The organism is Nitratidesulfovibrio sp. HK-II (assembly GCF_003402415.2).
Lineage (GTDB): Bacteria > Desulfobacterota > Desulfovibrionia > Desulfovibrionales > Desulfovibrionaceae > Cupidesulfovibrio.
This window is the reverse complement of record NZ_AP036014.1, coordinates 3,643,878-3,666,389: the sequence shown is the minus strand read 5'-3', so window position 1 is coordinate 3,666,389 and position 22,512 is coordinate 3,643,878. Positions and strand designations below refer to the sequence as shown.

Genomic DNA, 22,512 nt, shown 5'->3' with positions numbered 1-22,512 from the left:
GCCCGTTCACGCCGTTGTCAGTTCCTTCGCCAAGGCGAGGAACCGTGCGCGATCTTGCCGGGTTGCAGGTGGAGCGGCAGGGTGCTCCCCCCGGCGGACCGGTGCACGGAAGGAACCGCGAAGCCTGGCGCGGTGTGTGCGCCAAGGGCCTCCGGCGGAAATCCACCGCCCGTCGCGCAGATGCCGTCCCCAACCTGGGGGGCGGCGTGCACGCGGGCGTGCAGCAAGACATCAAGGTTGCGGGCGTCGACATCCGCCGGGGCGCGCAACAGGCTGCGCAGCGAGGCGGCGGCCACGTGCATAGTGAACACCAGCCACGCGCACACCATGGCCGCGCAGACGACGCGGGCCGGGTCGCCGGGCAGGGCGGCGGCAATCACGCCCAGCCCGGCCGCCAGAAGGCACGAGAGCCCCGGCGCAAGGCCGCGCGAGGTGTGGCCGGGCGTGTCGCAGGCACGTCCGGCGCCCGCGGGCGGCGCTGGTATGGCGGGGTCTCCGTACGGTTCCGCGCGCAGGAAGGGCAGCACGTCCGCGTGGTCGCGCAGGGCCAGGGCCGTGGCGCGGGCCGCGCCACGGCGGCGGGGTGCGGGGCTGTCTGGCGTATGGCGGTGTGCGGGGTGCATGGCGTCTTTCCGTGCCGGTCGCGGCGGAGGCCCTATGGTTGCTGTTATGTCCGGTCCCCTTTCCGGCGGGCAACCGGGGTGGGGGGGCGTGCACGGCGGCAAGCCGTCCACGTGACCATGCCGGGAAGTTAGCAAAACAGGGGCCAACGGCGGCAACGTGCTGAATTTCAAGGCATCGCGGGTGAGTCGGCGGGGTGGATGGCAATGTGCCAGGTGTTATAATTACAAATTTGGATACGCTATGAGTGTTTGAAGAAACAAAAACGTAAAATAGGACAAGGCTGAAGCCGTGGAAAAACGGGATTGCCCCGAATATTCCGCTTGACAGCTTTCGCGGGGCGGGCGTAGGTTTCACGAAACACCTGAAACGGATAACGTCGGGACACCAAACCGGATTTCCGCAAGGACATCATTCAAGATGCTTTCCACCTCCGCCACCTTCACCACCGCTTTCCGTACCAACTATTACTTTTGGTACTTTTTTAGCTATGGAGAAGCCCGTGGCCGCATGGAGCGTGCGTAAGCATCTGACGAAGGTGTAAACACACGAAGACTCAAGGGGCCGCGGGCGAAAAGCCGGCGGCCCCTTTCTCTTTTTTTCCGGTGGCGCGTTACGCGCGGCGCGCCCCGGAGCGTGTGCCCCAAAGGCCGGGCACGCCGCAAGGCAACCCCGGCCCGCAGCCCGACGCTGCCGCATCAGCAGTACCCGGTACACGGGGGATACCCCCCGGCGTCCGCGCCAGACGGCCTGGGCGCAAGGTAAGGACGAACGATCACGGCCAGTTGCGCCGCAACCTTTCCGAAATAACAGGGGACGATACGATGCAAATCGGCAAAAGAATCAGGATGGAGCGCATTTTCAACCGAAAAACCGGGCGTGCCGTCATCGTGCCGCTGGACCACGGGGTGAGCGTGGGACCCATCTACGGGCTTGTGGACATGCGCGAAACCGTGAACCAGGTGGCCGAAGGGGGCGCGGACGCCGTGCTCATGCACAAGGGCCTGGTGCGCTGCGGCCACCGCGAGGGCGGCCGCGACGTGGGCCTCATCGTGCACCTTTCCGCATCCACCTCCCTTTCCCCCCGCCCCAACGCCAAAACCCTGGTCGCCACCGTGGAAGACGCCCTGAAGCACGGCGCGGACGGCGTGTCCGTGCACGTGAACCTGGGCGACGAGACCGAACGCGACATGCTGGCCGACCTTGGCCGCGTGGCCACCGTGGCCAACGACTGGGGCATGCCCCTCCTGGCCATGATGTACGCCCGCGGCCCCCGCATCAAGAACGAGTACGACCCCGAGGTGGTGGCCCACGCCGCCCGCGTGGGCGTGGAACTGGGCGCCGACGTGGTCAAGGTTGCCTACACCGGCGACATGGACAGCTTTGCCCACGTGGTGGCCTCTTGTTGCGTGCCCGTGGTCATCGCGGGCGGCCCCAAGCTGGATTCCACCCGCTCGTTCCTGCAGATGGTGCACGACGCGGTCCGCGCGGGCGCGGCCGGTCTTTCCGTGGGCCGCAACATCTTTCAGCACGAACGCACTCCCGCCCTCGTCAAGGCCCTGCGCGGCCTGGTGCATGAGGATTGGGATGTGGAGCAGGCGATCTCCCTCGTCGGCGAGTAGCTTCCCGCGGCGTATCGGCGCGCGGGCGGTGTCGGACGGCGGTTTCCGGTCGGTCACGTACCAAAGAGTACGCTCCCTCCCGGAATCCTTGTCCTCCTGGCCGGCGCACCGATACGCGCGCGGGAAGTGGTCGGGTTCGAGCGGTGCCACCTCCTTGCCAGAGAACGGAACTGCGCCGAATCCGGGAGAGTCGGAAGCGCATGACGCCCGGCAGTGAACGGCTGAATGTCCTTGTTCCTCCCGAAGAGAGTTGGCCCGAATGGGCCGCGCACTGGGCGGATTTATAGAGCGGTTCGCCGCCATGACAAAAATGTGAGGGGTCGGATGCGGACCATTCTTTTCAAGAGCGTGCCTTTCGACAAGGGCCTGGTGACCCTGGCGCTGGAATCGGGCGTGGACGGCATCATCGTGCCGCGCGCGCAGGTGGATTCGGTGGCCGCCCTGGCCCGGTGCCGGGTATTGGCCGACGAGGACGTTGTGACCATCGCCCTTGCGGCCAAGGCCGACGAAGAGGACGCCGCCGCCCGCTTGGCGCGGGGCGAAACCGTGGTGCTGGCGCGCGGGTGGGAGATCATTCCGGTGGAGAATCTTTTGGCCCAGTCCGACGACGTGGCCGTGGAAGTGGCCGACCTTGGTGAAGCGCGCCTTGCGGCGGGCATCCTTGAGCGGGGCGTGGCCACCGTGGTGGTGCTGCCTGAAGGCGCTGGCGAGCTGAAGTCCATCGTGGCCGACCTCAAGCTGTCGCAGGGCTGCATGGACCTTGCCCCCGCCGTGGTCACGGCGGTGGAGAACGTGGGCCTTGGCCACCGGGTGTGCGTGGACACCATGTCCATGCTGCGCCGGGGACAGGGCATGCTGGTGGGCAATTCCAGCGCGTTCACCTTTCTGGTGCATGCCGAGACGGAGCACAACGAGTACGTGGCCGCGCGGCCGTTCCGCGTCAATGCCGGGGCCGTGCACGCCTACGCCCAGATGCCTGGCGACAGGACCACCTACCTTGAAGAACTGCGCGCGGGCGACGAGGTGCTCATCGTCAGTGCCGACGGTTCCACCACCGTGGCCACCGTGGGCAGGCTGAAGGTGGAGGCGCGGCCCATGCTGCTGGTGCGCGCCAGGGTTGGCGACGTGGAGGGCGCGGTGTTTCTGCAGAACGCGGAAACCATCCGCCTGACCCGCCCGGACGGCACCCCGGTGAGCGTGGTGAGCCTGAAGGAAGGCGACCAGATCCTGTGCCGCACCGATTGCGCGGGCCGCCACTTCGGCATGCGCATCAAGGAGGACATCAAGGAATGCTGATGCGCACCACGATGCAACGCCGGAGGACGCGGCCATGAGCCTCACCGACGACAAGGACCCCCACTGGCGAGGGGATGCCATGGCCGCCAGCACCGCCAAGGCTCTCAAGGCTACGGACGGCGGCGCAACCCCGTCCTCGCCATCTGCCGACCCGGAAGCGGCGCTGGCCGGACGGCTCGGCCAGATCCGCCACGAAATCGACGGGCTGGATTCTGACCTGCTGCACCTGCTGAACCGTCGCGCCTCGCTCAGCCTGGAGGTGGGGCGCATCAAGGCCGACGACGCGGGCATCGTGTTCAAGCCCTTTCGCGAGCGCGAGGTGCTGGAAAATCTCATGGCCGCCAACGGCGGGCCGCTGCCCAACGAGCACCTGCGCTCCATCTGGCGCGAGATTCTTTCGTCCTCGCGCAGCCTGCAGCGGCCGCAGAAGGTGGCCTACCTCGGCCCCGAGGGCACCTTTTCGTACTTCGCGGGCGTGGAATTCCTGGGCAAGGCCGTGGAATACATGCCGCACAAGGATCTGGACGGGGTGTTCCGCGCCGTGCACGACCGGCAGTGCGAGCTTGGCGTGGTGCCGCTGGAAAATTCGCTGCACGGCACCGTGGGCCAGAGCCTGGACCTGTTCCTGACGCACGAGGTATTCATCCAGTCCGAGCTGTTCTGCCGCATCAGCCATTGCCTGTTGACCACGGAAACCAGCCTGGCCGACGTGACCACGGTGTACTCGCATCCGCAGCCGCTGGCCCAGTGCGGCGGCTGGCTGCGCCAGGCCCTGCCGGGGGCGCGGATCATCCCGGCGGATTCCACCGCCTCGGCCGCGCGCCGGGTGGTGGGCGAGAAGGGCGCGGCGGCCATCGGGCACCGCAGCCTGGCCGCACTGCTGGGGCTGAACATCCTGGCGCGCGGCATAGAGGACCAGCCGGACAACTGGACGCGCTTCGTGGTCATCGGTCCTGCTCCGGCGGGGCAGCCCGGCACGGACAAGACCTCCATGCTGTTCTCGGTGCCGGACAGGCCCGGCGCGCTGGCAGAGGTTCTGAACCTGCTGGCCCGCGAAAGCATCAACATGAAGAAGCTGGAATCGCGGCCCCTGCGCGGCGAAAAGTGGAAGTACGTGTTCTTCGTGGACGTGGAATGCGACCTTGGCAACGAGGACTATGGCCGGGTGGTGCATGAACTGCGCAGGCTATGCCATACGTTGCGCATCCTCGGGAGCTATCCCGCCGGGCCGCAGTTGGATATGAGCGGTGATTGACGCGGCGCGGCCTTTTGCCCTCTGGCAGACCGACCCAAAGGGCGCGAAGCGTGGCCGTTAGACGAGCTTGCGAGTCTTACGGCCATCGAGAGCAGAGCGTCAGGCGTCGCCTTTCCTTCGGGTCACGTACCGAAGAGTACGCTCCCCTCTTGAAAGGCTCGCCTTCCTTGCCAGAGAACAAAAATCCGCACCGCGCATGCCGTCGGCGACGGTGACCGGCGCTCTTTGCGTAAATGAGTTCGAGCCGGATCATCCGACAGGGTGCATCCGGGTTGTGTCTCCTACCCCCAAATAAAAAGTTTGGGGGGATGGGGGTCCGGGGGAAGGAGACCCTTTCCCGCTCTGCGGTCGCCATCCGTAAGGTTCGCGCTTGGCGCTCACCTAACGGCTGGCGCAAAGGGTCCCTTCCCCCGGTGGCTCTTCTTCCCATACGGATTGCCAAAAGGATTCATGATGGAAACCAAGCGTGAAACCGTGATCGTGGCGGCGCCGCCGTCCAAGTCGGTGTCGCACCGCATGCTGATCGGAGCGGCGCTGGCCGCGGGTGATTCGGTGGTGGAGCACGTGCTGGAAAGCCGCGACATCGAGCGCACGGCGGACATCCTGCGGGCGGCGGGCGCGCGGATCGAGCGCCAGGGCGACGGCAGGTTCGCGGTGTCCGGCGTGGCGGGCACGCCTGCGGGCGGGTTCGACGCGCCGGTATCGTGCGACGTGCACGAATCGGGCACCACCTGCCGCCTGCTGACGGCGGTGCTGGCGGCGGGCAAGGGCCAGTTCCGCATCCACGGCGCGCCGCGCATGCACGAACGGCCCATTGGCGAACTGGTGGACGTGCTGCGCGGGCGCGGGGTGCGCGTGACCTATGAGGGCCGCGAGGCCTGTCCGCCCCTGCTCGTCGATTCCGACGGCATGTCCGGCGGTTCCACCGCCATCGGCCTTGGCGAATCCAGCCAGTACCTGTCGGGGCTGCTGCTGGCCGCGCCGCTTACCAGCGGGCTGACCATCGAGGTTTCCGGCGACAAGGTGGTGTCGTGGCCGTACGTGGCCCTGACCCTGCAGGCGCTGGAAGACTTCGGCATCGGCTTTCGCGTGGAAACGCGCGAGACCCCGCGCGGCACGTGGCAGGCCGACGACTGGAGAATGTTGCGCGAAGTGCGGCCCGGACTGGTGCGCTTCGTGGTGTCGCCGGGGGTGTACCGAGCGGGCAACTACCGGGTGGAGGGCGACTGGTCCAACGCCTCGTACTTCCTGGCGGCGGGGGCCGTGGGTCCGCGCCCGGTGCGCGTGGCGGGCTTGCGGGTGGATTCGTTGCAGGGTGACAGGGCCATGCTGGACATCCTGGGCCGCATGGGCGCGCGCTTCGAGCGGGCCGACAACGGCGTGGTGGTGGCCCCGTCCAGCCTGACCGGGGTGGAAGTGGACATGGGCCACTGCCCGGACCTGGTGCCCACGGTGGCGGCCACGGCGGCCTTTGCCCAGGGCGTGACCACCATCCGCAACGTGGCGCACCTGCGCATCAAGGAATGCGACCGGCTGTCCGCCCCGGCGGCGGAACTGCGCAAGGCCGGGGTGCGGGTGGAGGAACTGGACGATGGCCTTGTCGTGCATGGTTCGCTGCGCAGCGGCGGCCCGGCGCCGGCAATTGACGAAAAAGTGATGCCATTTTTGTCATACGGTGACCATCGCATGGCCATGAGTCTTGCGCTTCTGGGGTTCGCCGGGGTACAGGTGGCTTTGGACGACCCGGCCTGCGTGGCAAAGTCGTTTCCGCATTTCTGGAACGAGTGGGAAAAGGTACGCGCATGAACGCAGTGAAAATCGCGCTGGTCGGCGCGGGGGGCCGCATGGGCCGCCTGTTCGCCGACAGGCTCTCCGCCGCGGGATACGCGGTGGGGGGCGTGGACCGTCCGCTGACGCAGGATGCCTTGCGTCATGCCGTGGACGGTGCCGCCGCCGTGCTGTTGTGCGTGCCCGTGGAAGTCATGGACGAGGTGCTGCGCCAGGTGGCCCCGCTGCTGAACGGCATGCAGGTGCTGGCGGACATCACCTCCGTCAAGGTGCGCCCCATGCAGGTCATGGAGCGCCACTACGCGGGCCCCGTGGTGGGCACCCACCCGCTGTTCGGCCCGGTTCCCCCGGCGGGCGACCCCGCCGAGAACCTGCGCGTGGCCGTGACCCCCGGCCAGGGGGCGCACGAGGCGGACGTGGCGCTCATCGAACGCGTGTTCGCCGACATGGGCTGCGTGCCCTTCCGCACCACGGCGGACGAGCATGACGAGGCCGCCGCCTGCATCCAGGGCCTCAACTTCATCACCAGCGTCGCCTACCTTGCCACGCTGGCCCACCGCGACGAGCTGACCCCCTTCATCACCCCCTCGTTCCGCCGCCGCCTCGACGCGGCGCGCAAGATGCTCACCGAGGACGCATCCCTCTTCGAAGGCATGTTCGAAGCCAATCCCCACAGCCAGACCGCTGTCCGCAGCTACCTGTCGTTCCTCAACTTCGCCGCCGCTGGCGATGTGGACGTGCTGGTCGACCGCGCCCAGTGGTGGTGGCGTTCGCACACCGAAAGGGGAGGAGTGCGTCCGTCATAGCTGCACGTAAGTAGTAGAGTAACGGACAAGGCAATCGTAGGCCGCGCTCCCTCCCCGGGAGCGCGGCTTTTTGTTTTCGATGCACCACTCACGGCACACCGCACTTGAAGGAGGACCAGATGGAAATGCCCGAAATGCCCGCACAGGCCGAAGTGTCTGACGGGGCGGAAGCCCTCGAAGCGGCGAAGACCCCCGATGTCACCCAGGCCCCGCAGGCCACCGCGAACGGCAACGGCTGCGCCCCCACCGGTTCCGGTGACGACATCCCCCCGCTGCCCGAAGGCGGCGAGATCGTGTTGCGCCAGACCGGCCGCTGGCTGGAGGCCGACGTGGACACCCCCATCAGCGTGTTCCTGGGCATGGTGGGGTCCGGGCAGGGCATCCTGCTGGAAAGCGCCGAAGTGGACGGCCGCTGGGGCCGGTTCAGCGTCATCGCCTTCAACTTCCTGCTGCGCCTCGGCTGCCGCGACGGCAAGCTGGAAGTGGCCGTGCGCGATCCGCGCCTTGCCCCGCTGCGCAGGTTCGACGGCATGGGCTTCATCGAGGGCACCCGCGCGGTGATGGGCGCCCTGCGCATCGAGCCGGACGGGGCCTTCGCCGACCAGCCCCCCATCACCCGCGCCCTGTACGGCTATTTCGGCTACGGCGTGTCCGGCCTGTTCGAGCCCAAGCTGGCCAAGGTGCTGCCGCCGTCTTCGGCAGAGGCCTGCCTGGCCCTGCCCGGCACCGTGGTGCTGTTCGACCACCTGTACAACCGGCTGTGCCAGCTTTCGCTCACTGACCTGCCGGGGGCCAGGGTGGACCGCAGCCAGGTGGACCGCACGCCCGAGCCGCCGGAAGTTGGCCCCGTCATCAACGTGCCGGAAGAGGCCGTGTACACCCGCGCCGTGGCCCGGGTGAAAGACATGATCCGCCAGGGCGAGGCCATCCAGGTGGTGCTGTCCACCCGTTTCCAGGCCTCGTTCAGCGGCGACCCGTTCACCCTGTACCGCCGCCTGCGCCGCATCAACCCGTCGCCGTACATGTTCTTCATGCGGCTGCCCGGCGTCTCGCTGTTGGGGTCGTCGCCGGAGGTCATGGTGCGCTGCCGGGCGGACAAGCTGCAGGTCAGCCCCATCGCGGGCACCCGCCCGCGCGGCACGGACGACGCCCACGACGCCGCCCTGGCCCAGGAACTGCTGGAAGACCCCAAGGAACGCGCCGAGCACGTCATGCTGGTGGACCTTGGCCGCAACGACCTGGGCCGCATCGCCGCGCCGGGCACCGTGCAGGTGGAACGGTTCATGGACGTGGAAAAGTTCTCGCACGTCATGCACCTGACCTCGCGCGTTACCGCCCAGATCGAGCCGGGCCGCGATGCGCTGGACGTGCTGGCCGCCACCTTCCCGGCGGGCACCGTTAGCGGCGCGCCCAAGGTGCGGGCCATGGAGATCATTTCCGAGGCGGAAGGCCTTGCGCGCGGCCCCTATGCCGGGGCCATCGGCTGGTTGGGGCTGGACCGCGACTCGGTGAACCTGGACACCGGCATCACCATCCGCTCCATGTGGGTGCGCGACGGCCAGGTGCACTGGCAGGCGGGCGCGGGCATCGTGTTCGATTCCGTGCCCGAGATGGAATGGAAGGAGTGCAACAACAAGGCCGCCGTCATCCGCGCCGCCGTCACCGGAGGGGAATATGTTCCTGTTAATCGATAACTACGACTCGTTCACCTTCAATCTGGTGCAGGCGTTCTACGGCCTTGGGCTCACGCCGGTGGTGGTCCGCAACGACGACCCCGCCGTGCCCGCCATGGCCGAAGACCCCGCGCTGGAAATGGTGTGCATCTCGCCCGGCCCCAGCCACCCGCGCAACGCGGGGTTCTGCCTCGATTTCCTGTCGCGCCTGCCGCACACCGTACCCGTGCTGGGCGTATGCCTGGGCCACCAGGTGCTGGGGGTGTTCGCCGGGGCCACCGTGGATGTGGGCCCGCGCATCATGCACGGCAAGACCTCGGACATCACCCACGACGGGCAGGGCCTGTTCCACGGCGTGCCCAGCCCCATGCAGGTGGGCCGCTACCATTCGCTCATCGTGCACGCCGAGGAACGCCCCGACCTGCTGGCCGTCACCGCCCGCGCCCCCGAAGGCGAGGTGATGGCCCTGCGCTACACCGACCGGCCCTGGGTGGGCGTGCAGTTCCACCCCGAATCCGTGCTGACCCCCGACGGCGTGCGCCTGCTCGCCAACTTTCCCGCCCAGGTGGCGGGGAAGGCCAAGGGTGTTGCGTGAAAGATGAATCGGGGGCGGGGAAGGGGACCTTTTGAAAAAGGTCTCCCTTCCCCGCCCCCGGACCCCCACCCCATCCCCCCAAAACTTTTCATGGGGGCAGGGCCTGAACAGAAACGATGCATCAGGGCTCGAAGCCCGATGGGAAGTTTTTGGGGGGAGGGGTTCGGGGAGGGAGACCCTTTTCCAAAAGGGTCCCCTCCCCGGAAGGACCATCCGACAAAGAACTCCTTAAGGAGACAGCAAATGCAGACCGCAACGTCCACCATACTGGAAACACTGGCCACGGGCATGGACCTTGCCCCGGAGCTGGCTGAGGCCGGGTTCTCGCGCCTGATGGATGGCGAAATGACCTGCGCGCAGGCGGGTTCGTTCCTGATGGGCCTGCGCATGAAGGGCGAGACCCCGCAGGAACTCACCGAGGCGGTGCGCGCCGCGCTGGCCCGCGCCGTGCGGGTGACCGGCATCGACGGTCCCACCATCGACATCGTGGGCACCGGCGGCGACGGCCGCTCGTCGTTCAACTGCTCCACGGCCACGGCGCTGACCCTGGCGGGCATGGGCCACCGGGTGGTCAAGCACGGCAACCGCGCGGTGTCGTCCTCGTGCGGGGCTGCGGACGCGGTGGAGGGCCTGGGCCTGCCGCTGGAGTTGGACCCGGAGGACGTGCGCAGGCTGGTGGCGCAGCGCAACTTCGCCTTCCTGTTCGCGCCGCGCTTCCACCCGGCGTTCCGCAACGTCATGCCCATCCGGCGCGAACTGGGCGTGCGCACCCTGTTCAACCTGCTGGGGCCGCTGCTCAACCCGGCCCGGCCCACCCACATGCTGCTGGGCGTGGCCCGCGCCGAACTGCTGCCCCTGATGGCCCAGACCCTGCTGCTGACCGGCGTGCGCCGGGCGGCGGTGGTGCATGGCGCGGGCGGCTACGACGAACTGACGCCCATGGGTCCCGCGCACATCCTGCTGCTGGAGGGCGACGGCGAGGGCCACGGCACGCTGACGGAAATCAGCGTGGACCCGGCGGACTACGGCATCGCGCCGTGCACCCCCGAGGCGTTGGCCGTGCCCGACCGCGACACCGCCGTGCGCGTGCTGCGCGAACTGCTGTCCGGCGGCGGCCCGGCCCCCATGCGCGACATGCTGGTGCTGAACGTGGGCATGGCCCTACACCTGCTGGAACCGGGCCTGGCCCTGCCCGACGCCATGGCCGCCGCGCGGCTGGCTCTGGCCGCCGGGGCAGGGAGGAAGGTGTTGCATGCTTGATCGTTTCCGCATCGCCAAGCAGCCGGAACTGGACCGGCTGCGCAAGCTGGCCGCCGCAGGCGGGATGCCCGCGCCGCTGGCGTCCGGGACAGATGGCGGCACCTCGCGCCCCGACTTCCTGCGGGCGTTGCGGGACCGCAGCGGCTATCCGGATGCCCCGGTGGCGGTCATCGCCGAGTACAAGCGCGCCTCGCCCTCGCGCGGGGTCATCGAGACGGGCGTATCGCCCGAGGACGCGGCCACGGCCTACGCCACCGCCGGGGCCACGGCCATCTCGGTGCTGACAGAAGAGCAGTACTTCGGCGGCGACCTAGCCTACCTTGGCCGCATGGCGGAAGTCGATCCGTCCGTGCCCCTGCTGCGCAAGGACTTCATCATGGACCCGTTGCAGGTGGCGGCCACGGCGGCCACCCCGGCGGCGGCGCTGCTGCTCATCGTGCGGCTGACGCCCGATGCGCGCACCCTGCGCGACCTGCGCGAGCAGGCCGAGGCGCACGGCATGCACGCCGTGGTGGAGATCTTCGACGAGGCGGATCTGGCCTTGGCCCGTGAATCCGGTGCGCGGATCATCCAGGTGAACAACCGCGACTTGGAAACCCTGGCCGTGGACCGCACCGCCTGCCTGCGCCTGGGGCCGCTGCGCGCCCCCGGCGAGGTGTGGATAGCGGCCAGCGGCATCAGCGAGAACCGCCACTTGGCGGAAGCCGCCCATGCCGGGTATGACGCGGTATTGGTGGGCACCGCCCTGATGGACGGAGGAAACCTTAAAGAGTCGCTGATGCGTCTTTTGGGATGCAACGAAACCGAAGGTGCCCGATGAAACCAGCCGCCGTGTTCGACACCTCCTCCCGCCTGCTGGTGAAGGTCTGCGGCCTGACCCGGCAGCAGGACGCGGACGCCTGCGCGCAGGCCGGGGTGGACCTGTGCGGGTTCATCTTCCATCCGTCCAGCCCGCGCGGGGTAACGCCCGCCGTGGCCGCCGGGCTGCACAGCCACGGCATGGCGCGGGTGGGGGTGTTCGTGAAGCAGTCCGCCGACGAGGTGCTGGCCATCATGGACGCGGCCCGGCTGGACTTTGCTCAGTTGCACGGCGGGCAGGACGCCGCCTTCTGCGACCGGGTGGGGCGGGAACGGGTCATCCGCGTGGCGTGGCCGCAGCGTCATGTGGATTCCGCAGGCCTGATCACGGGGACTGGCCGCACCGCGCTGCAAGCAGAGCTGTCCGTGCTTGCCCCGCATGTGCGCTGCTTTCTGCTGGATGCGGGCACCAGCGGTGGCGGGCACGGAGCCACCATGGACTGGGCCGCGCTGCGCGGCCTGGCCCCCGGCGCGCCGTGGCTGCTGGCGGGCGGACTGACCCCGGACAACGTGGCCAGCGCCGTTGCCGCCTGCGGCGGCCATGACCCCGCCATGCTGATCGGCGTCGATCTCAATTCGGGGGTGGAAAGCGCCCCCGGCCAGAAGGATGCAACCCGCGTGGCCGCCGCCCTTGCGGCGCTGCGAGGGTGAGAAGGAATACGGCACAGTGAATGATGCTGCCCCCATAACGGGCTGGCCAATGAAAAAGTTTTGGGGGGAGGGGTCCGGGGAGGGGGACCTTTTTCAAAAGGTCCCCTCCCCGGCGCACCCTCTTCCAAAAAGATAAAGGATACCATCATGAAAAAAGGCTATTTCGGCGAGTTCGGCGGGCAGTTCGTGCCCGAGATGCTCATGCCGCCGCTGCGGGAACTGGAAGCCGCCATGCGCGACATCCTGCCCTCGGAAAAATTCCAAGCGGAACTGGACGACCTTTTGCGCAACTTCGCGGGGCGCGAAACCCCGCTCACGGCCTGCCCCACGCTGTCGGCGGAACTGGGCGTTAACCTGTGGCTGAAGCGCGAAGACCTGCTGCACACCGGCGCGCACAAGGTCAACAACACCCTGGGTCAGGCGCTGCTGGCGAAATACATGGGCAAGACCGCGCTGGTGGCGGAAACGGGCGCGGGCCAGCACGGCGTGGCCACGGCGGCGGCCGCCGCCCGGCTGGGGCTGGAATGCGTGGTGTACATGGGCGCGACGGACGTGGTGCGCCAGGCCCCCAACGTCATGCGCATGAAGCTGCTGGGCGCGAAAGTGGTGCCCGTGCAGAGCGGCACCAAGACCCTGAAGGACGCCATCAACGAGGCCCTGCGCTACTGGATAGCCCAGCAGGATTCCACCCACTACTGCTTCGGCACGGCGGCGGGGCCGCACCCCTTCCCCACGCTGGTGCGCGACCTGCAATGCGTCATCGGGCGCGAAACCCGCGCCCAGATGCTGGAGCGCGTGGGCCGGCTGCCCGACATGGTGGTGGCTTGCGTGGGCGGCGGCTCCAACGCCATCGGCATGTTCCACCCGTTCGTGGATGACGCCTCGGTGCGCATCGTGGGGGTGGAGGCGGCAGGCACCGGCGAGCCGGGCTGCTACAACTCCGCGCCCATCAACCTGGGCCGCCCCGGCGTGCTGCACGGCCAGCACACCATGCTGCTGCAGGACGCGGACGGCCAGATAGAGCCGTCGCACTCCGTGTCCGCCGGGCTGGACTACCCCGGCGTGGGGCCGGAGCACGCGCACCTGGGGGCCATTGGCCGGGTGACCTACGGCATGGCCACCGACAGCCAGGCGCTGGAGGCCTTCCAGGCCCTGACCCGGCGCGAGGGCATCATCCCCGCGCTGGAATCGTCGCACGCGCTGGCGTGGGTGCTGAACAACCGGGACAAGCTGCCTGCCGGGGGACACGTGGTGGTCAACCTTTCGGGCCGTGGCGACAAGGACATGGAAATCGTGCGGGAAGTGTTGTTCCGCGAAGGAGAGCTGGCATGAGCGCGGCCATTCATACCGACATGAACGACATGCTGCCCGAGGCCCCGGTGTCGCGGCTGGAAGCCCGCGTGGCCGCCGCCAACGCGGCGGGGCGGCCCGCGCTGGTGCCCTTTCTGACGGCGGGCTTTCCCACCCTGGACCGCTTCTGGGAAGAAATGGACGGCCTTGATCGCGGCGGCGCGGACGTCATCGAGATCGGCGTGCCCTTCTCCGACCCGGTGGCCGACGGCCCGGTGGTGGAGGCGGCGTCCCTGCGGGCGCTGGAAAACGGCGTGACCCTGCGCTGGATCCTGGACGGGCTGAAGGCCCGCAAGGACCGCTACAACGCCGAGCTGGTGCTGATGGGCTACTACAACCCGTTCCTGCAGTACGGGCTGGAAAACTTGGCGGCCGACGCGGCGGCGGCGGGGGTGGCGGGCTTCATCGTGCCCGACCTGCCGCTGGAGGAAGACGCCGAGATGCGCGCGCTGCTGGCCGCGCGGGGCATAGACCTCATCGCCCTCGTCGGCCCCAACACCAGCGAGGAACGCATGGCCGAATACGCCGCCGTGGCCTCCGGCTACGTGTACGTGGTGTCGGTGCTGGGCATCACCGGCGTGCGCGAAGGCCTGCCGCCGGAAGTGCCGCAGACGCTGGCCCGCGCCCGCAAGGCCTTCCGTCTGCCGCTGGCGCTGGGCTTCGGCATCAAGGAGCCGAAGCAGCTGGAAGGCTTCCCCGACCGGCCCGACGCCGTGGTGTTCGGCTCTGCCCTGCTGCGCCACATCGACGCGGGCAACAGCGCGGAATCGTTCCTGGCTGCGTGGAAGTAACGGGACAAGATAGGACAGGATAGGGCGGGGCAGCGCCCTGCCCGCCGCGCGGATGTGGCGCGGCAGCATTCACAAAGCTTCGGGACCGTCCCGCCCTGCGCGGGGGACGGTCTCGTTTTTACAAGCGGGGTGGGGGGGGCGCGAAGCTGGGGCAGGGCGGGGGCACATCGGCCAGCCGTGGCGTCTGCCGTCGCGGGCATCCCGACCGTTTTGACAAAATCCGCCAAACCGGCTACCGGAACTGACCCCCAAGGGTACACCGGATCCCACCGGAAGCACGTGATACAAGGCCGGGCGGCGCGCCGTCCGGCCGCTTTTCGGCAGCACGACATCAGCACGACAGTACGGCCCCGCCCCGGCGGGGTCTGCGCAAAGGAGCGCCTCCATGCGGAAGACGGTCTACTGGATTGAAGGCGACGGCATCGGCCCCGACGTATGGAAGGCCGCCCGTCCCGTCATTGATGCGGCGGTGGCGAAAACCTACGGCGACGCGCGCTCCATCGAATGGAAGGAACTGCTGGCCGGTGAAAAGGCCTACGCCGCCACCGGCGAATACCTGCCCGAGGCCACCATGCAGGCCCTGCGCGGCGCGGAACTGGCCATCAAGGGCCCCCTGGGCACCCCGGTGGGCAAGGGCTTCCGCAGCCTTAACGTCACCCTGCGCCAGACGCTGGACCTGTACGCCTGCATCCGGCCCATCCGCTACTTCGAGGGCATCATGTCGCCCGTGAAGCGGCCGGACCTGGTGGACATGGTGGTGTTTCGCGAAAACACCGAAGACGTGTACGCGGGCATCGAATACAAGGCGGGCACGCCGGAAGCCAAGCGGCTCATAGACTTTCTGCGCAACGAACTGGGCGCCAACGTGGACCCGGAAAGCGCCGTGGGCATCAAGCCCATGACCGCGCGCGGCTCCAAGCGGCTGGTGCGCCGCGCCATGAACTTTGCCGTGGCCCAGAAGCGGTCCAGCCTTACGCTGGTGCACAAGGGCAACATCATGAAGTTCACGGAAGGCGGCTTTCGCGAATGGGGCTATGAAGTGGCGCGCGACGAGTTCGCCGATGTTTCCGTGCTGGAGGCAGACGCCGGGGGCGCGGCGGGCAAGGTGGTGGTGAAGGACCGCATTGCCGACGCCATGTTCCAGGAAGTGCTGATCCGCCCCGACCAGTACAGCGTCATCGCCACGTCCAACCTGAACGGCGACTACCTGTCCGACGCGCTGGCCGCGCAGGTGGGCGGGCTTGGCCTTGCGCCGGGCGTGAACATGTCCGACTCGCTGGCCTTCTTCGAGGCCACCCACGGCACCGCGCCCACCATTGCCGGGCAGGACAAGGCCAACCCCGGCAGCCTCATTCTGTGCGGCGCGCTGATGCTGGAACACATGGGCTGGAACGATGCGGCCACCCGCATCTACAACGCCATCAACACCACCATCGGCAACCGCACCGTCACCGTGGACCTGGCCTCGCAGATGGCCGGGGCCACCACCGTGGGCACCGTGGCCTTTGGCGAGATGGTGACCAAGGCGCTGTAAGCATGCTCTGAGCGGTGCTTTTGCCCGTTGGCGTCCGACCCGAAGGGCGCGAAGCGTGGCCGTTGGGCGAGCTTGCGAGCCCTACGGACACCGTGCGCAATGAGGTCAAACCTCGTCAACGAACAAGAATCCTGATTTAGAACAATGCTATGTGCGCAACGGGTAACATGGAATTAGTGATGACGCCCCCGGAAGCTCTCCGCTTTCGGGGGCGTTCTGCGTTCTGCCCGGTGGGCGGGCACGGCAGGGGCAGGCCGGGCGCTCGCCTGCCTTCGGTCGTGCATATGGCACGGCTGATGCATTGCCTGTGATAATGGTGGGATAGGTTGCGTGCACATCTTGCGCGTCGCCGGGCCATGCTTATGATTGTGCTGCCCCTTCCGAGGCTGTCATGCACCCCGGCAGGGCAGGAGAACACCATGAACACCAACCTTCGCACATTCACCCTCGCCGCCGTGTTGGCGGCGTTTGCCGTTACCGGGTGCGCCACCACCAGCATGCGCGCTTCGTCCCAACTGTCCGACGGCCAGTATAGGCAGGCGGCGGAAACCTACGCCGCCGCCCAGCGCGAAAACCCCGGAGACTGGCAGTCCGGCGTGCGGCGCGGTTATGCGCTGTACAAGGCCGGTGACTATCAGGCCGCCCAGGACGTGTTGCGCCCGCTGCAGGATACGTCCCGCGCGGCGGAATACGCCCGGTTCTGGGCGGGCATAGCCGCCATTGCCGCCCGCGACGAATCCGCCGCCCGCAGCGCGTGGTCGCAGTGGACCAGCAACCGCTACGAAATCGTGCGGGTCATCCGGCCGCGCGTGCAGCAGTTGCAGGTCGGTGAACTGGCCCTTGGTCCGGACGCCGCGCGCGGCTACGCCGAAGAAGCCGCCCTGGCCAACGCCCGCGAGGCGCAGGCCGATGCGCGCTATGGTTGGCGTCCCCTGTCGCCGGGCCGCTCGGCGTCCTACGAGCGCGACGCCTTTTCCGACACCATGATGCCGCTGACGCCCAAGGTGTATTTGCCGTAATGCTGGGCCACGTATTTTGACGGTGAATGGCAACGGTGCAATATTCAATGGATAGGGGGAGTGTGGGCAATGGTGGTTGCCGTGATGAATTCTAATCCTCCAGTTAGTGTTTTTTAATTGTAACGTCTGGTATAGCGCCTCATGGATATTGTGGACTGCTCACCGCATTTGGGGATAGACCAATAGTTTTGGATGGATAGAGTGTCCTTGGTTTTGAAAGGCGTGTGGGGGCGCTGGTGCAATTTGTAGATGTACGTGTCATGCGCTCTGGGTTGGTTTATATTGTTTCTATCGTTAGTATTCTAATTTTGAAGTTACACATTGTAATTTGCTTTTGATATGCGTGTTCGCAGTCGGGGTGGAGAATGGCACCGATAGCGCCTATTTTTGATGTAAGGTTATTCATTGTATTGTTGCTAGTGACGTTTTTGATTGATTTTTTTTCATGGAAATATGGTAAAGAATCAAATGAAAAATGGAAAAGAAATCTTCCTCCTTCTGCGAAATGTATAGGAAGATCCTATATTGATGGAAGAGTGCAATATTATACGAATATGATTGTTTCATCTGCGGGTGTAACGTGTATGGCGTCTTTTTTTTGTAGTGGATTTTCCATTCGTGGGCATGAGGCTTTGATCATTGTTATGTTTGTACTCATTCTTGCTATAAATATATCAATCAGAAGAATTTTATGTATTAACATGTCTTGGATATGTTATGATGAGCAGAGTGTTTACTGGAAAAAGTGGAATTCAAAAATAGTTAATAGATGCAGTCTGAAAGATATAATAAATTATAGAATAGGACCGGGAAGTAAGGGTCAGTTCTTTTATTTTTCTGATGGGCGCAAACTTCATTTTTTTAACCTTAGAAAGAATTTAGAAGACATGTGCTATAGAACTGGAATTATCGAATGGCGTAAGAAAGCAGGATTCAACAGCTTTACGGATTAATTACAGTTTTGGCTGCAAGAAACACTTGGCGTACTGGCCTTATGCGTCAGTTGGTGAGCTAGGCGTCAGACCTTGCGTCATGCATTCGTGGTGCTAGGCCAGAATCCTATCCGCCGTCGCGCCATCAGCCCGGTTCTAACGTGGTTCCCGTGGTCCCGGAAAGTGGACCGCAAACCCTTCTGTCCAGAATGTCAAAGAATTACACAGAATTTCGGGGGGCTGCTGGCGCGAATGCCCCATGATGCGGCAAGCCTTGCTTGCCCATCTGGCCCAACCCTTCCCAACCATCCCCGCGCCTGCTATCCCCATAGCCATGAAGCTGGCGGTCATTTCCGACATCCACGGCAACCTCGGCGCGTTCAAGGCGGTGCTGGCCGACATGGACGCGCAAGGGGCATCTTGCGCCGTGTCCCTGGGCGACAACGTGGGCTACGGGCCAGACCCCGGCCCGGTGCTGCGCCTTGTGGCCAGTCGGCACATCCCTTCGGTGGCGGGCAACCACGAGATGGCCGTGGCCGACGCCCGCTGGCTGCGCGAGTTCAACAGCCAGTCGCGCGAGGCCGTGCGCATGACCATGGACTGGCTGGACGACGACGAGGTGGAGCTGGCCCGCGCCATGCCCCGCGTGCTGGTGCGCGAAGGCTGCCGCTTCGTGCATGGCATGCCGCCCGATTCGCCCTTCACCTACCTGTACGAATTTCACGGCAAGCGGCTGGCGTCGGTGTTCGACCTGTTTCCGGAGCCCATCTGCTTCGTGGGGCACACCCACGACCTTGAACTGGTCCGGCGCGACGCCGACGGCGTGGTGGCCCGCGAACCGCTGACGGAGGGCGCGCGGGTGCTGCCTGCGGGCGGCCGCTACCTGATCAGCGCGGGCAGCGTGGGCCAGCCGCGCGACGGCGACAACCGCGCCAAGTACCTGTTGTGGGAACCCGCCCAGCGCCGCCTGACGGTGCGTTTCGTGCGGTACGACGTGCAGGACGCCGCCCGGCGCTTTCGCGAGGCGGGGGTGAATGAGCGGTATGTGTTGCGGTTGTTGTAGCGATTGCGTCAAAATTGTCCTTTCGCCCGTTGGCTACGTCAAACTTCGTCTGCCATGTCGGTCGAATACGATAAGAGTATACTCCCTCATGACAGACTCGTTTTCCTTGCCAACGAACGAAAATCCTAATTTTGACGAAGCCCCCGGGCCGCACGTCTTCCGTTCCATGCCATTCCCCCCGCAACCCTTTGCCACGACCCGCCGCCCGCGCGCCGCCATCCGCATCACGTCCCGAGGATTTTTTCCATGCGCATAGGCCGTTACGAGGTGTGCGGGCTGCTGGGCCGGGGCGGCATGGGCGCGGTGTACAAGGTACACCAGCCGGTTACCGGGCGCATCGCCGCGCTGAAGCTGCTGCGCCCCGCCGACACGCTGGCCGACCTTTCCGATATGGACGATCTGCGCCGCCGCTTCCTGCACGAGGCGCAGGTAATGGCAGCGCTGGATCACCCCCACGTGGCAGCGGTGTGGGATGTGGACGTGGCCCCGGCGGGCACGTTGCGCCTGCCCTCCGGCGATGATTTCTGCCCGCCGCCCGATGCGTGGGGCGGGGGAGAGGGGGCTGTGGAGGCCGCCGGGGATGCGCGAGACACGGACACCGCCGCCCCGGAAGACTGCGACCCGGAGCGCGATCGCGAGGCCCGCGTGGCCCGCTTCGGCGATCTGCCGTTCTTCGTCATGGAATACTACTGCCTGAACCTGGGGCTGCTGATCGGCGAAAGCTACCGGGTAGAGGCCCCCACCCGCCGCCTGCCGCTCCCGCGCGCCTGGCGCTACGCCGCGCAGACGCTGGACGCGCTGGCCCGCATGCACCACGCAGGGGTGATCCACCGCGACGTGAAGCCCTTCAACATCATGGTCACCGCCGAAGACGACGTGAAGCTCATCGACTTCGGCCTCTCGCGCTTGCGCGGCGAAACGGGCGCGCTGGCGCGGCAGGGGGGCGAAACGGGCGCACTGTCGCGCTTGCGCGGCGAAACGAGCGTATTGTCGCGCCTGGGCGGCGAAGCGCAGCCGCTGCCGCGCGGGGTCAAGGTGGGTTCGCCGTACTACGCCGCGCCGGAGCAGGAGCGCGACCCGGACGCGGCGGACGGCCGGGCCGACCTGTTCGCCGTGGGGGTGATGCTGTTCCGCATGCTGACCGGCGTGCTGCCCACGGACGAGGCCTTTGGCGGGCGCATCCCCCGCGCCAGCAAGCGCCACGCCGACCTGGACACGGCCTGGGACGACTTTTTCGCGCGGGCCATGGCCCGCGACCCCGGTGAGCGGTTTGCGGATGCACGCACCATGGCGGCGGAGCTGGATGCGCTGGTGGCGGCATGGCGTCAGCGAGTGGACGCGGTGTGCCTGCTGCCGGAAGAGGATGGCGCACCGGGTGATGGTGGCTTGGCTGATGATGCTGGCATGCCGGGCGGTGCGGGGAATCCGAAGGCTGTCATGTCCGATGGCGTTGGTAGCGCGGCGGGCGATGGTGGCGGCCTTTCGGGTTCAGTTGGCCGCGCGGCATCGAATGGTGCCTTGCCCGGACAGGTTCGTTCCACCCCGGTGAAGGTCATGCCCCGGCATGCCCGCGCCCTGTTCGGGCTGGACGAATTGTGGCGGCCCGCCGGCATGTCCTCGCCGTCATCGCGTGCATCGGGCGCAGCCCGCAACGGCGGCCCCGCGTGCGGGGTGCTGCCGGGGCTGCCCGAGAGGGGAGCTGCGGCTGCGGAGGCTTCCGTTGCCGCCGTCCCCGGCACTGCCCCCGCCAATCCCCCTGCCAGCCCGATTGATCTTGCCGCGCTGGTGGCGTACCAACCGGCCACGGGGCTGCTGTGGCAGCGCGGCGGCAGCGAATGGGGGCTGACCTTGGCCGAGGCCCGCGAACATGTGGCCGACCTGAACGCGGCGCGCTTCGCCGGGTTCGACGACTGGCGGCTGCCCACGGTGGACGAGCTGTGCACCCTGCTGGCCCCGCCGCCGGAAGGGGACGGCCATTGCGTGCCCCCCGTGCTGGACCAGTCCCCCGACCCGTTGTGGACGGCGGACCGCAAGTCGTTCACGGCGGGGTGGTTCGTCAGCGCGTCCATGGGCTTCGTGGGCTGGCAGGACGACACCTGCCGTTTTCATGTGCGGGCGGTTCGGAGCGTGCGCGGCGACGTCCCGGCGTAGGTTCGGGCACGGGCCGCGCCGGGCTGCGGCCTCGGCGTCGCCAACCCGATGCCGCGCAAGCTGTCCCCGTCTCGTTTGTCCCCCGGTTTTCGGCCCGCACATGCGACCTCAGCCTTGCGAACGCTGCGCTCGTTCGGCCTGCACACAACCGGCCCGCGCACAACGCCTTTTTATCCCTAATGGAATCCGGATGCACAACGAACACGACATGCCCGCCCTCGCCCCGCAGGACGCTGCCGCCGACACCGACTGCCGGGGCTGCGGCATCTGCTGCCGCAAGGGCGGCCCGGCCTTGCACGCGGAAGACCTTGCCCTGTTCCGGGCCGGGCATCTCGCGCCCGAACACTGCCTTACCCTGCGCGCGGGCGAACTGGCCCGCGACCTGGACGGCCAGTTGCGCCCGCTGGAACGGGAACTTGTGAAGCTGCGCCCGCGCCAAATTTTACGGCAATCCGCGCGCGGCGGCGACTGGACCTGCCTGTTCCTGAACCAGGCCGACAACCGGTGCTCCGTCTACGCCCACCGCCCCGCCGAATGCCGCGCCCTGTTGTGCCGCGATACCCGGGCCATCACCGCCTTGCACGGGGTGGGTCGGGTGTCGCGGCTTGACGTGCTGGCCGCCTGGGCGGAAGGCGCGGCGGAACGCGCCAGTGCCGCTGTCGGACACTCCGATTCCGCCGATCCTGCAGATTCTGCCAATCAGGCTGCACTCGCCGGTTGCGCCAACCCCGGCGTGCCGTGGGCGGACATCCTGGCCGCGCACGAGGAACGCTGCGGCTACGCCGTATTGGCACCCGTGGGCGCGGCCCTGCAACGCGCGGCGGAAGATCTGCGCGCCCGCAACCCCGGCGCGGTGCATCCCGTGCCCCTGCCCGGTCTGCCAGACGTGCCTGATGCGCCTGATGCGCCTGATGCGGCGGAAGTGGCGGAAGTGGCGGAAGTGGCCGAAGCCGTCGCCACCTTTCTGGACGCCGTGCGCTTCGATTTCGCCTTCCGGTCGCTGGTGCGCGAACGCGCCGGAGCGGCCATGGAAGAACTGGATTTCCTGCTGGGCCGAACCCTGGCGGCCACGGCGGTGATGTACGGCGTGGCCGTGCGCATGACCGCCGACGGCCCGGAACTGGTGCTTCCGCCCGGTTCCGTCAGCTGACTGCCGCGAGAGGGCATCGGCCCGGCCCCGGTGCGCGCCCGCTTGCCGGGCATAGCCATTCAGCACCTGTCATTACCAATGGGGCCAACGGGACCAA

Annotated in this window: 19 protein-coding genes and 1 pseudogene; 18 read left to right on the top strand and 2 right to left on the bottom strand. The window is 67.1% G+C overall.

The genetic code is table 11. The features are described from left to right. Positions 1-17 precede the first annotated feature (17 nt). On the bottom strand, positions 18-623 hold the full coding sequence (locus RVX_RS15465; protein ID WP_116308062.1) for a hypothetical protein: 606 nt from the start codon (positions 621-623) through the stop codon (positions 18-20). 822 nt (positions 624-1,445) lie between these two features. Between RVX_RS15465 and RVX_RS15460 the strand changes: the two genes are divergently transcribed. The 15 genes from RVX_RS15460 to RVX_RS15390 all read left to right on the top strand — a co-directional run bounded on the left by RVX_RS15460 (position 1,446) and on the right by RVX_RS15390 (position 18,072). Next, positions 1,446-2,243: a 2-amino-3,7-dideoxy-D-threo-hept-6-ulosonate synthase gene (locus RVX_RS15460; protein ID WP_116308061.1), complete on the top strand. Its 798-nt coding sequence runs from the start codon at positions 1,446-1,448 to the stop codon at positions 2,241-2,243. A gap of 324 nt (positions 2,244-2,567) precedes the next feature. Next, positions 2,568-3,539 carry a 3-dehydroquinate synthase II family protein gene (locus RVX_RS15455; protein ID WP_116308060.1) on the top strand — a complete coding sequence of 324 codons (972 nt, stop codon included), beginning with the start codon at positions 2,568-2,570 and terminating at the stop codon, positions 3,537-3,539. Positions 3,540-3,573: 34 nt separating this feature from the next. Further along, complete coding sequence (gene pheA, locus RVX_RS15450) at positions 3,574-4,794, top strand: prephenate dehydratase (RefSeq protein WP_172596671.1); 1,221 nt, start codon at positions 3,574-3,576, stop codon at positions 4,792-4,794. A gap of 453 nt (positions 4,795-5,247) precedes the next feature. Continuing rightward, the gene (locus tag RVX_RS15445) at positions 5,248-6,600 is read left to right on the top strand and encodes a 3-phosphoshikimate 1-carboxyvinyltransferase (protein WP_116308058.1); all 1,353 of its coding nucleotides are present in this window, start codon (positions 5,248-5,250) and stop codon (positions 6,598-6,600) included. Further along, positions 6,597-7,388, top strand: a complete 792-nt coding sequence (locus RVX_RS15440; RefSeq protein ID WP_116308057.1) for a prephenate dehydrogenase — start codon at positions 6,597-6,599, stop codon at positions 7,386-7,388. Before RVX_RS15445 ends, RVX_RS15440 begins: the two co-directional genes overlap by 4 nt. Positions 7,389-7,507: 119 nt before the next feature. Then, on the top strand, positions 7,508-9,082 hold the full coding sequence (locus RVX_RS15435) for an anthranilate synthase component I family protein (protein ID WP_116308056.1): 1,575 nt from the start codon (positions 7,508-7,510) through the stop codon (positions 9,080-9,082). Continuing rightward, positions 9,063-9,656, top strand: a complete 594-nt coding sequence (locus tag RVX_RS15430; RefSeq protein ID WP_116308055.1) for an anthranilate synthase component II — start codon at positions 9,063-9,065, stop codon at positions 9,654-9,656. Before RVX_RS15435 ends, RVX_RS15430 begins: the two co-directional genes overlap by 20 nt. A 243-nt stretch (positions 9,657-9,899) precedes the next feature. Continuing rightward, positions 9,900-10,916 carry an anthranilate phosphoribosyltransferase gene (gene trpD / locus RVX_RS15425; RefSeq protein ID WP_116308054.1) on the top strand — a complete coding sequence of 339 codons (1,017 nt, stop codon included), beginning with the start codon at positions 9,900-9,902 and terminating at the stop codon, positions 10,914-10,916. Next, complete coding sequence (locus tag RVX_RS15420) at positions 10,909-11,736, top strand: indole-3-glycerol-phosphate synthase (protein ID WP_116308053.1); 828 nt, start codon at positions 10,909-10,911, stop codon at positions 11,734-11,736. Before trpD ends, RVX_RS15420 begins: the two co-directional genes overlap by 8 nt. Further along, the gene (locus tag RVX_RS15415; protein ID WP_116308052.1) at positions 11,733-12,425 is read left to right on the top strand and encodes a phosphoribosylanthranilate isomerase; all 693 of its coding nucleotides are present in this window, start codon (positions 11,733-11,735) and stop codon (positions 12,423-12,425) included. The genes RVX_RS15420 and RVX_RS15415 overlap by 4 nt, the downstream gene beginning before the upstream one ends. A gap of 147 nt (positions 12,426-12,572) precedes the next feature. Further along, a complete protein-coding gene (gene trpB / locus RVX_RS15410; RefSeq protein WP_116308051.1) occupies positions 12,573-13,757 on the top strand; it encodes a tryptophan synthase subunit beta in 1,185 nt (394 codons plus the stop codon). Between the two features lie 29 nt (positions 13,758-13,786). After that, positions 13,787-14,566 carry a tryptophan synthase subunit alpha gene (trpA, locus tag RVX_RS15405; protein WP_043609070.1) on the top strand — a complete coding sequence of 260 codons (780 nt, stop codon included), beginning with the start codon at positions 13,787-13,789 and terminating at the stop codon, positions 14,564-14,566. A gap of 385 nt (positions 14,567-14,951) precedes the next feature. Then, complete coding sequence (gene icd, locus RVX_RS15400) at positions 14,952-16,100, top strand: NADP-dependent isocitrate dehydrogenase (RefSeq protein WP_116308050.1); 1,149 nt, start codon at positions 14,952-14,954, stop codon at positions 16,098-16,100. Between the two features lie 419 nt (positions 16,101-16,519). Continuing rightward, positions 16,520-17,119, top strand: a complete 600-nt coding sequence (locus RVX_RS15395; RefSeq protein WP_230404825.1) for a tetratricopeptide repeat protein — start codon at positions 16,520-16,522, stop codon at positions 17,117-17,119. Positions 17,120-17,484: 365 nt separating this feature from the next. Then, complete coding sequence (locus RVX_RS15390) at positions 17,485-18,072, top strand: hypothetical protein (protein ID WP_147307544.1); 588 nt, start codon at positions 17,485-17,487, stop codon at positions 18,070-18,072. Between the two features lie 138 nt (positions 18,073-18,210). Here RVX_RS15390 and RVX_RS15385 read toward each other — a convergent pair. After that, positions 18,211-18,330: pseudogene (locus tag RVX_RS15385) on the bottom strand (IS481 family transposase); the annotation flags it as partial. Between RVX_RS15385 and RVX_RS15380 the strand changes: the two are divergent. The 3 genes from RVX_RS15380 (at position 18,311) to RVX_RS15370 (ending at position 22,415) form a co-directional block, all read left to right on the top strand. Further along, on the top strand, positions 18,311-19,114 hold the full coding sequence (locus tag RVX_RS15380) for a metallophosphoesterase family protein (protein WP_371682117.1): 804 nt from the start codon (positions 18,311-18,313) through the stop codon (positions 19,112-19,114). The pseudogene RVX_RS15385 and the gene RVX_RS15380 sit on opposite strands and share 20 nt — an antisense overlap. Before the next feature lie 246 nt (positions 19,115-19,360). Next, the gene (locus RVX_RS15375) at positions 19,361-21,265 is read left to right on the top strand and encodes a protein kinase domain-containing protein (protein ID WP_116308047.1); all 1,905 of its coding nucleotides are present in this window, start codon (positions 19,361-19,363) and stop codon (positions 21,263-21,265) included. 190 nt (positions 21,266-21,455) lie between these two features. Further along, positions 21,456-22,415 carry a YkgJ family cysteine cluster protein gene (locus RVX_RS15370; protein ID WP_116308046.1) on the top strand — a complete coding sequence of 320 codons (960 nt, stop codon included), beginning with the start codon at positions 21,456-21,458 and terminating at the stop codon, positions 22,413-22,415. Positions 22,416-22,512: the final 97 nt, after the last annotated feature.